Below are 10,210 nucleotides of genomic sequence, written 5' to 3' on the forward strand. Positions count from 1 at the left end.
GCGTTCCTGCGCCGCCGGGTGGCGGGGAGGATGCGCGGGGGAGTGTGGGCACGCCTAGTTCTAGTGTATCGAAGAGTGAGGCAGGCTACTATATTGCGGCATGTGCGGGGCTGCCCGGCTCAGCCTGTGGAAGCCCCGCGGTAGCCTCGCCGGGGCGTGCGCGTTTATCGGCTAGTTGGCGCGTCCCTTAATGGACATGAGCGTGCGGCGGCCCGCCTTGTTCGCCTTCGTGAAGGCGCGGTTACTCTGCCGGTACTCGCGCTCCTGAGAACGCAGGCGCAGGCGCGCGGATTCCGCCATCATCCTGCGGTAGCGATCGAAGCGCTCGGGGTCGAGGGAACCGTCGGCGAGCGCCTGCTGCACCGCGCATCCGGGTTCGGAGCCGTGGGAGCAGTCGCTGTACCGGCAGGCGGCGGCGTAGCTGGAGACGTCGTCGAAGGTTTCGTCAATCGCGGCGCTATCGCTCGTGGCGGCGAGGGCTCGCACGCCCGGAGTGTCAATCAGTACCGTGCCAGATGATGATTTTGCGTTGGTCGAGCCTCCTTCGCTTGAGCCTGTCACACCGGGCAGAACAATCATCTGGCGGCTGGTGGTGGTGTGGCGTCCCTTGCCGTCGGCACCGCGAACCGCGGAGGTTGCTTGTACCTGGTTCTCTGCGGCGTCTTCGCGGGGGTCGGCTCCGGGGTTCAGCAGGGCGTTGACGAGGGTAGATTTGCCGGCGCCGCTGCGGCCCAGGAACGCGGCGGTACGCCCGGCGACAAGCTCCGCAACTGGGGCGGGGTCGTAGCCGTTATCCGTGCAGACGGTGAGTACCGCATCCACGCCGCCCGCGAGGGATTCCTCGTAGCCGGCGAGCTGTTCAGCCGTCACCAGATCGCCCTTGGTGAGAATCAGCGCGACCTGCACCCCGGAGGCGTGCGCCAGGGCGGTGTAGCGTTCGATTCGCCCGATGGACGGCTCGGGAAAGCACGGCTCAACAATGCAGAGCATATCCACGTTGGCGGCGACGGGCTGATCCGCAGATTCGCGGGTGGCGCTGGGGCGGGTGAGGTAGCTTCGGCGGGGCAGAATCGCGAGGGGTTTGTGCTCCGAGGGCTGGCTATTGCTACCGGTTCCAGGGATGGGCTGGGTGAGTACCCAGTCGCCCACGACGGGGTACTCTTCTTCGCCGTAGTCGTTCTCAACCGGACGCAGGGGAGCGGAAAGCTTCACGAGTTCGCCCCGCTCGCAAGTCAGTAGCTCGCAGCGGGTGCGGTGCACGGCGCTGACGCGGGCGAGGGTGAAATCATCAAGGGTACCCCCGATGGTGAACGCGGCGCGGATTGCTGAACCCTGCCAGGAGGGGTCGAAACCGAGGGTCTCTAGCGTGTACGCGGTGGGAGGGGTGGGCACAGGATGTTCTTTCTTGGTTGCGGCGCCCGGATAGCGGGTGATTACAAGGTTCGTTCTTTTTCAGGTTTCACCGTTTACAACAGCGAGGCGCGGGCGCCGGCACGGATGCGGCGGGCGGCAAGGAAAGTCAGCCCCAGCCCCACTGCGGCGTAGAGTACCGCCAGCGCCGCGTCCGTCGCCAGGAGCGCGAAGAGATCCGGTGCGGTGCTCGCAATACCGCCAGAGGTATCTAAAGCCTGCATCAGCCGGGACCCGGGAACCCACGAACACAGCCACGCAAGCCACGCCGGGTAGGTGCTCACCGGCACAATCACGCCCGCGCTGACCGGCAGAACAATAGATAGAACATTCGACCCCGTGTACGGATCCGACAGGTACAGACCGAGCCCGGCGGCAAAAATGCCCAGGCAGACCCCGCCCAGAACCGCAACCGGCATCAGCGCAATGGCTCCAATCAGAAGCCCCGAAGCCGCCCCGGTAGAGGGTGCCGTGAGGGAGAGCAACCACACGATACCCACATTGCTCAGCCCCGTCACGGAGGCTAGCAACGCGGGTACCGCCGCCGCGCCCAGCCAGTAGCCCGCATCCACCGCTCGTGTCGTGCACACGTACTCGAAGACGCCGATCCACCGGTCGGTGGCAACGCGCGCGACGATGCCGGCGGCCACCGAGCTGAGGGTGGCAATCAGGGCGGTCGCGCAGCCGATGCGTACCGTATCGTTCGCGGCGAGGTCGGCGCCCAAAAGCACCGTAAAAAGCACGTTGAGGCCCGGCACGAGCACCAGGGTAGTGATGGCCGTTCCGAGGGTCGCGAAGGTAATCGACGACGACCAGCCAATAGAGGCGGTAGACAGTGCCCGACGCACCACGCCGGGCAGGGAATCAGGAGAGAGAACACGCACGCTACATCGCCCCCAGGGTGCCGCGACGACGGGCGGAGGCGAGAGCCTTCCGTGCAAAGAGGAAGGCGCACAACGCCCAAGCGAGGCTCACGGCGAGCGTCTGCGCAACGGGCAGGAGCGCATCCGCCGGGGTGTTCATGGGGGTGCGCCCAAGAAGCAGGTGCACCGGCGCCTGCAGGGGAATGAGTGCGCCCGCGGCATCCAGCCAGGCGGGCGCTTCAATGGTCGTGAAGAGAACCCCGGAAAGAATAAAAACCGGCACGAGGAGCAGCTCCTCGTAGGCGATAGCGTTCGGCGTCGCCACGAAGAACACCGCAATCATGAACGTGACCGACAGGCAGGCAAGCCACAGCAGGGGAACGCCCAGAACGTAGCGCGGCCAGAGCGCAGAAAAGTCGGTGACCTGCGGGTTAAGCGTCACAAGAGCCCAAAACGCCCACGACAGAGGTAGAGCCGCCAAACCCACAATGGAGGCGCTCGAAACGATAGCCGCCAGCACCCGCACCGGAGAAATCGACCCCGAACACAGGTACACGAGGGTCCCGCGGAAACGCTCAAAATTGATGATGCCCGCAGACACGATGCAGACCGACCACATGCCCACAATGCCCGCGCGGGTCCACGCGAGGGTCGGGTCAACGGAGTGACCCGCGGAGCTCTGCGCCGCCGCATGCACGGCGAGCGCCTGAAGGATGACCGAGCCGAGTACCGTACTGATGAGCAGCTGAATGAAGTAGGGGACCGTCAGGAACTGGCGCAGGCTAAAGCCCATGAGTCGCAGTTGGCGGGCGCACTCCTGCCACAGGTCGTACCGTCGACCCTGCCGCTGGAACTCTTCCGAGCGTTGCGTCTGAGCGTTCATCGCTTGAGCCCCTCCGCCATTGCCAGGTATGCCTCTTCCAAGGTTGCCGGGCGCGTGTAGGGCTCGGTCCTCGCCCCGATGCGCGAGGCGGCGAGCCCCTCCGCCAGGATGCGGTGAGCCTCGCCCGCCTCGAACGTGGCGCGCTCGCCGTGCCAGTAGAGGGTCAGTTCCCAGCCGGAACCACGCGGGGCAAAAAGTACCGCCGCCTTATCGTGGAGGAATCCGCGTAGTGTATCAAGACCCTCGGTGGCGGTGGGATCCACCTGAACCACAGTCGTGGCGGCAATACCGGCGTGTGCGGCAACGTCCTCGAGACTGCCGCTCACCGCAACGGAACCGGCGCCCAAAACGGTGATGGTATGCGCCAGGTCCTCGATTTCGCCCAGTAGGTGACTCGTCAGCAGAACGGCGGCGCCGTCCTCCGCGAGGGAACGAATCAGCGCGCGCACGGTCAGGGCGATATCGGGATCGAGCCCGTTGGTCGGCTCATCCAGCAGGAGCAGGGCGGGGGAGCCGAGCAGCGCCCTGGCGATGTGTAGGCGCTGCTTCATGCCGCGAGAAAACTCCTGGACGGGTCGCGCCGCCGCATCGGTGAGTTCCACTCGAGCTAGGGCGTGGTCCACCTCGCGCCGCCGGCTCCGCCCGGAAACCCCCGCAACATCGGCGAAGAACAGCAGGTTATCGCGGGCACTGGCGCGCGGGTAGAAGCCGTTCTCCCCGCCCAACGCGAGACCCACGTGACGGCGCACCCGCTGCGGGTGGGCGATGGCGTCGATGCCGTTCACGGTGAGGGTGCCGCTGGTGGGGGTGAGCAGGGTTGAGCACATCTGCACGGTGGTTGTTTTGCCCGCGCCGTTGGGGCCGAGGAGGGCGTGGATCTCGCCGGAGCTGATGCGAAGGGACACGCGGTCGACGGCGGTGAAGGCGCGTTCGCCTGTGCCAAAGACGCGGCTAAGCTGTGCCGCATCGAGAACGAGAGACATGATGGACAAACCTTTGAAGTCGGTTTTCCGGCTTCTGCGCCGGAAGGGTACGCGAGGGGGACGTGTGCGAAGCCCCGCACGAGTGTATGCGTAGTCCCAGTGTACCGAAACCCCAGGTAAAAGTGATGGGGGTTACTATATGGGTGGGGGGGGTACCTCCGCATCTCGATTGCCTCGCCCTCGGATTGCCCATGCATCGTCACTAACGTTTTGTTGCAGGCGGTTTTTTGTTACGGGCGTTAAAAAACGTCATCTTTGCAATGAAATGTCTTAAAGTGCCGTTCACCCACAAAACCCTTGACCCCACCCAACGCCCTATGACACCCTGAATACAGGTCAAGAGCGCCAGCGATAAGCCCCAGCTAGCTGGCCGGCAACCCTCCTCCGCGGTGGGGTGCCCTGGGTGAAGACCAGGCGGCACGCAAAAGCGTGACGCAAGCGCGGGACCGATGTGACCGATAACGGTACATCAATCGTGACAGGATTATTCGACGACGATTCCTGTACCGTCGGCATGCGGCCCCCTAAGAATCCCCATTAGGAGCCACGCATGAGCAACAACACTACCGTCCCGACTCCCGCCAACCCCGCCGGTTGGAAGTTCGAAACCCGCCAGATTCACGCAGGTCAGGCGCCGGATGCCGCAACGGGAGCTCGGGCACTACCCATCTACCAGACCACCTCTTATGTCTTTGACAGTGCAGAGCAGGCCGCAAACCGTTTCGCTCTCGCCGAGCTGGGACCCATTTACACCCGCATGAACAACCCCACCCAGGAAGTAATCGAAAACCGCATCGCTTCCCTGGAAGGTGGCGTTGGCGCGCTGCTGCTGGCCTCCGGTCAGGCAGCTATCACCTACGCAATCCTGAACATTGCCGGCGCCGGTGACCACGTGGTCGCCTCGCCCTCCATATACGGCGGCACCTACAACCTGCTCAAGTACACCCTCGCCGACCTCGGCATCGAAACCACCTTCGTTGAGGACCCGGACGACCTGGACGCATGGCGCGCCGCGGTTCGCCCCAACACCAAGCTGTTCTACGGCGAGTCCGTGCCTAACCCCCGCAACGACGTGCTCGACATTGAGCCCATCGCCAAGATTGCGCACGAAAACGGCGTGCCCCTGATCCTGGACAACACCGTACCCACCCCCTACCTGCTGCGCCCCATCGAGCACGGCGCGGACGTGGTCGTCCACTCTGCAACCAAGTACCTGGGTGGCCACGGCACCTCCATCGGCGGCGTGATCGTTGACTCCGGTAACTTCGACTACGGTGCAGACCCCGAGAAGTTCCCCAAGTTCAACCAGCCCGCCCCCGGCTACCACGGCCTTGTCTACGCACGCGACCTGGGCAAGGACTCCGCATTCGGTGCGAACCTCTCCTACATCCTGAAGGCGCGCGTCTCCCTGCTGCGCGACACCGGTGCAGCCATCTCCCCGACCAACGCCTTCAACATCGGTATCGGTCTGGAGACCCTCTCCCTGCGCATCGAACGCCACATCGAGAACGCCACCAAGGTCGCCCGCTGGCTCGAAGCAAACCCGCAGGTCGAGAAGGTCATCTGGGCTGGCGTGGAATCCTCCCCCTGGTACGAGCGTGCACAAAAGTACCTGCCCAAGGGCCCCGGCGCGGTTCTCGGCTTCACCCTCAAGGACGCAACCCTGGAGCAGACCCGCGACTTCGTGGACGCCCTGAAGCTGCACTCCAACGTGGCGAACATCGGTGACGTGCGCTCGCTCGTAATTCACCCCGCCTCCACCACCCACTCCCAGCTTGCCGCTGAGGAGCTGGAGAAGATCGGCGTGTACCCGAACTTTGTGCGCCTGGCAGTTGGCATTGAGAACATTGATGATATTCTCGCCGACCTGCAGCTGGGCTTTGACACCCTCTCCTAAACGGTGATGTAACCCGCAGGTGGACCGGCAAGCTACGGCTTTTCGGTCCACCTGCGGATTCCCCGTTAGGGAGCGTTTTGTCACTGCGCGGCGCTGATGCCGCCCCACCCGTTGCTTCTTCTACCCGTAGACGAGTACCCCGCTCACACCCGGCACTACCTTGCCGGCCAAACCCAGTGAAGGGACCCCCATGACCACCCAGAGCACTAGCCAGTCCGGTACCACGCTGTCCAGTTCCAAGCAATCCGGCACTATCAACCAGCCTGTTACCGCGCCCATCCCCGTGGCGGGCACTCAGCGCGAACACCCCGAAGCGCAAGGCTACCTGCGTCAGCTGAACATCGGCGACCTGGAGCTCGAGTCCGGCGTGACCCTGCCGCAGGTCACCATCGGCTACGAAACCTGGGGCACCCTCAACGAGGCTGGCGATAACGCCATCCTGATTCTGCACGCGCTCACCGGTGACACGCATGTCTCCCGCGGCGTACCCACCCCCGACATGCCCGCCCCGCTGATTCGCGCCATCGAATCGGACGGCTGGTGGGAAGGTATCGTGGGCCCCGGCTCGGTCGTAGACACCAACCGCTACTTTGTGATTGCCCCCAATATTCTGGGCGGTTGCTACGGCTCCACCGGACCGGCAAGCATTATTCCGGAAGGCTACCCGGGTGCCGGTGAGCACTGGGGTTCCCGCTTCCCGCAGGTGACCATCCGTGATTCTGTGCGTGCTGAGGCGCACCTGGCACGTGCCCTGGGCGTGACCAGCTTCCGCTACGTGATTGGTGGTTCTCTCGGTGGCGCTCGCGCCCTGGAGTGGGCGGCAACCAATCCCGAGCTGGTGCGCGGATGCGCGGTGATTGCCTCCGGTCCTTCGGCTACGGCGGAACAGATTTCGTGGGCACACACCCAGAATATTGCGATTCGTTCGGACGCGAACTTTGCCGGTGGCGACTACTATGACGGTCCCGCGCCGCTGACCGGTCTTGCCCTGGCACGCCGTATTGCGCACACCACCTACCGCAGCCCCGCCGAGCTGGAGCACCGCTTCGGCCGCGAAGAGAACCGTGGCGAAAGCACCGTGGGCGGCTCGCTGGGTGAGCCGCGTGGCCGCTACGCCATCGAAAGCTACCTGGACCACCACGGCGCCAAGCTGGTTGAGCGCTTTGACGCGAATAGCTACCTGGCAGTGAACGAGGCACTGATTTCGCACGATGTGGCGCGTGGCCGCGGCACCCTGGCGCAGGCGCTGGCGCACACCGATTGCGAGTGGACGATTGCGGCGGTGAACACGGATCGCTTGTTCTTCCCGCACGAGTCGCACCGTCTGGCGGAGGCGCTGCCCACCCCGGTCGCCGTGGATATTATCGAGTCGAACCACGGCCATGACGGCTTCCTGATTGAGGCGAAGCAGGTGGAGAAGATTCTGGCGCGCGCCCTGGGTGTTGAAGATGAATCTGCTACCCCGAGCGAGGCGCAGCGTGAGCGTGAGGCGCTGGACTCGATGACTCGTCTGTACGGCGCTGTTACTCGCTAACTCAACCGGCACCCGAAGGCGTTTCACGCATCCTGTTGAATGTTGTTTTATCCAAACAGTGGGTGTGGGATTGTGAGGGAATGACTGGGTATTCTCAACTGTCCTTCCGCCCACCGTGAATTAACCTTCACCCTTAGGGTTATGTAATAGAATGCCGGGCGTTCGTATGATGCGAGCGTCCGGCATTTTTTCTATCTTTTTGAAGTGTGTTGTGCCAAGTCAGGGAATATTTTCCGGTTTTTCTGGCACTTTTTGAAAGCTCCGCGAGATACCGCGGAAGCAGCCTCCTGTTGCACTGGAAGGTAAGGGTTCTCAGTTTGCTTTAGACCCGCTCTAACCCCATAGCATTAACGCTGTGGTAAGTATTCAAGAGGTAGCGGAGCAGTTGGGGGTGAGCACCCACGCCCTGCGCTATTACGAAAAAGAGGGGCTCATTGCGGTGCCCCGTGATGCTCACGGAACCCGTATTTTTGATGAGGAGTCTATCTCCGCAGCACGGTTTATTGCTACCTGCCGTCAGGCCGGCATGAGTCTTGCCGACATTCGTACAATCTTGGACAATCCGGATGATCATGCACTCTCCGTTGATGTGATGGAGCGAGCCCGCCGAAAGATTGAAAACGAGATTGCGGGGTTGCAGCAGAACCTTGAGCACCTGGATCGCCGTATTCAGGAGCACCGCAGTCACCTCGATGGCACCCGCTAGATAACCGTCTAATTTTCATGCAGGTATGCACGCCGACGCCCGGTATTCCCGACGTGGGGAATACCGGGCGTATTTTTGTGCTCAGCTTTCACACTCAGCTACTCACCCCTAGTTACTGGGTATTTTCAGCCCAAAGATTTAACCCCAGGTAGCTTCCTCGGGGTTGACACCGTGCGCACGAGCGTTCTCAAAGATGACCTCCCTCAGCCACTCCGCAAGCCCAGGCGCAAGCTTCTCGTAGTGCGCCTTAAAGCGGGCATCCTCAACATAGCCGCGCGCCAGAATCGCGTGCTTGGCGGGGGTGACCTCAAAGAAGAACAGGGAGGCGCGGTGCCGCTCGGCGAGCGCGTTTGCCTCCTCGCTGCCCGGCTGCACGCCGCGGTTGAACGCCTCGACGAGGGCGTGTTCTACTTCCTCAACCTGCTGTTTGCCGTTCTGCCAGTCGGCACGGTCCATTGACGCAGTACGGCGCTGGTACTCGGCCCAGTCGTCAGTTTTTCCGTAACGGTCCTGCGCCTCCTGTTGGTGGGTGAGGCTGAATCCCTCGCCCATAATTTCTGCTTTCTCAGCAGCGCTGAGCTGCTCATTCTTAGGTGCCATAGCGTCCTCCAAAAGATGTTCGATGGTTTCAAGCATGCGCCCGTACGCGACGATTTTGCGTTGAAGCATATCCCGCTGAGCGAGTAGATGCTCGGTGCTGTTCGCTTCGTCCTGCAGTATTTTGTGAATGGCATCAAGGCTCATGCCGGTGGCGCGGTATCCCATGATGACGGTGATTCGTTCAAGATCTGTATCTGTGTAGTATCGGTACCCGTTGAACTCATCGTGTGCCGGGTTGAGTAGGCCTCGTTGCTCCCAGTGGTGAAGTGTGCGCACTGTTAGCCCGTGTAGTGATGCCGCTTCTCCTACGGTGTATTCGTGTTGCCCGTCAGGTGGTGTTATGTTCGCGTCCATGGTTTCACTCTAAAACCTCACGTTAGGTGAGGGTCAAGCTAGCGGCGGAACCTGCGGTGCAGGTTTGTGGAGGAGTCCTCGCTAAGATGGGTGCATGAGCGAAAACAAATACGTCGTCGAATACACCCGCCCCGAGAACGAACGCGCAGGCACCCACCTGGTGCTCATGCTGCACGGCTACGGCTCCCAGGAACACGATCTGCTGTCTCTGGCGGCGCACCTTCCGCAGGAGGGCTTCACCTACGCCTCCATGCGTGCACCGCAGCCGGTCGGTACCCAGTTCTCTGCGGACTCGACCGGCGCCTACATTGCTGCGGACGCTATCGGCTACCAGTGGTACCCGCTAAACCAGCAGCTCGAATCCGATCAGCGCGCCATCGAGCAGGCCAGCGACTACGTGCTGGAGTGGGTACGCGCGAACCGCACCCCGTACGCCTCGGTGACCCTGCTGGGCTTCTCGCAGGGCATGGGTATCGCAACCTCGATGGTGCGTCACGCTCCCGGCGAGTTCGCCGCCGTGGTGGGCCTGTCCGGCTACGCCGTGGACTCCGACTCGCCCTATTTCAAGGATGAGGAGCTGAAGAAGACCGAGCTGCCGGTGTTCTTCGGCCGCGACCAGGAAGACCCCGTCATCCCGCAGGAGATGGTGAACTACACCTACGACTGGATCCGCAAATACACTGACGGCATTAAGGTTCTGTACGCCGGTGCGGGTCACGGCGTGAGCGCCATGGAGATTCGCCATGTGGGCGAGTTCCTGGAGGTGAAGGTGCAGGGTAAGGAGCCGCGTATTCGTGCGCAGAAAGTTGCGGAGGCGACCGGCACCGTGGAAGGCTCTGACGCCTAAAACGGCTATAGGGAAGGCCCCCGAGTCATCATGACTCGGGGGCCTTACGTGTAGTTCTGCTTCCGCTCGGTTCTGTGCAGTTCCACTTGGAAAGGCGGTTATCGTCCTCGTTCCTACAGGGAACCCGCCCTCG

9 protein-coding genes and 1 riboswitch are annotated in these 10,210 nt (G+C 62.7%); of the genes, 4 read left to right on the plus strand and 5 right to left on the minus strand.

The window, feature by feature from the left end:
* Positions 1-171 precede the first annotated feature (171 nt).
* The 4 genes from rsgA to HMPREF2749_RS08360 form a co-directional block, all read right to left on the minus strand.
* Positions 172-1,392, minus strand: coding sequence for a ribosome small subunit-dependent GTPase A (rsgA, locus tag HMPREF2749_RS08345; RefSeq protein ID WP_070594057.1), 1,221 nt, complete (start codon positions 1,390-1,392; stop codon positions 172-174).
* 74 nt (positions 1,393-1,466) lie between these two features.
* Positions 1,467-2,294 carry an ABC transporter gene (locus tag HMPREF2749_RS08350; protein ID WP_070594059.1) on the minus strand — a complete coding sequence of 276 codons (828 nt, stop codon included), beginning with the start codon at positions 2,292-2,294 and terminating at the stop codon, positions 1,467-1,469.
* A gap of 1 nt (position 2,295) precedes the next feature.
* Positions 2,296-3,156, minus strand: coding sequence for an ABC transporter permease (locus HMPREF2749_RS08355; RefSeq protein WP_070594061.1), 861 nt, complete (start codon positions 3,154-3,156; stop codon positions 2,296-2,298).
* A complete protein-coding gene (locus HMPREF2749_RS08360; RefSeq protein ID WP_049358360.1) occupies positions 3,153-4,139 on the minus strand; it encodes an ABC transporter ATP-binding protein in 987 nt (328 codons plus the stop codon). The genes HMPREF2749_RS08355 and HMPREF2749_RS08360 overlap by 4 nt, the downstream gene beginning before the upstream one ends.
* A gap of 334 nt (positions 4,140-4,473) precedes the next feature.
* A riboswitch (SAM riboswitch) is annotated at positions 4,474-4,586 on the plus strand.
* Between the two features lie 103 nt (positions 4,587-4,689).
* On the opposite strand from HMPREF2749_RS08360, the gene HMPREF2749_RS08365 reads away from it, so the two are divergent.
* From HMPREF2749_RS08365 to HMPREF2749_RS08375, 3 genes are all read left to right on the plus strand, one after another.
* Positions 4,690-6,036, plus strand: a complete 1,347-nt coding sequence (locus HMPREF2749_RS08365; RefSeq protein ID WP_049341666.1) for a bifunctional o-acetylhomoserine/o-acetylserine sulfhydrylase — start codon at positions 4,690-4,692, stop codon at positions 6,034-6,036.
* 190 nt (positions 6,037-6,226) lie between these two features.
* Complete coding sequence (locus tag HMPREF2749_RS08370; RefSeq protein WP_012903964.1) at positions 6,227-7,570, plus strand: homoserine O-acetyltransferase MetX; 1,344 nt, start codon at positions 6,227-6,229, stop codon at positions 7,568-7,570.
* A 355-nt stretch (positions 7,571-7,925) separates the two neighbouring features.
* Complete coding sequence (locus HMPREF2749_RS08375) at positions 7,926-8,276, plus strand: MerR family transcriptional regulator (RefSeq protein WP_012903963.1); 351 nt, start codon at positions 7,926-7,928, stop codon at positions 8,274-8,276.
* Positions 8,277-8,414: 138 nt separating this feature from the next.
* Here the strand turns inward: HMPREF2749_RS08375 and HMPREF2749_RS08380 are convergent, their stop codons facing one another.
* Positions 8,415-9,230, minus strand: a complete 816-nt coding sequence (locus HMPREF2749_RS08380; protein ID WP_012903962.1) for a MerR family transcriptional regulator — start codon at positions 9,228-9,230, stop codon at positions 8,415-8,417.
* 94 nt (positions 9,231-9,324) lie between these two features.
* Here HMPREF2749_RS08380 and HMPREF2749_RS08385 point away from each other — a divergent pair, with 94 nt between their 5' ends.
* A complete protein-coding gene (locus tag HMPREF2749_RS08385; RefSeq protein WP_049341668.1) occupies positions 9,325-10,077 on the plus strand; it encodes an alpha/beta hydrolase in 753 nt (250 codons plus the stop codon).
* Positions 10,078-10,210: the final 133 nt, after the last annotated feature.

The organism is Rothia sp. HMSC075F09 (assembly GCF_001810515.1).
In the GTDB taxonomy this organism is placed as follows: Bacteria; Actinomycetota; Actinomycetes; order Actinomycetales; family Micrococcaceae; genus Rothia.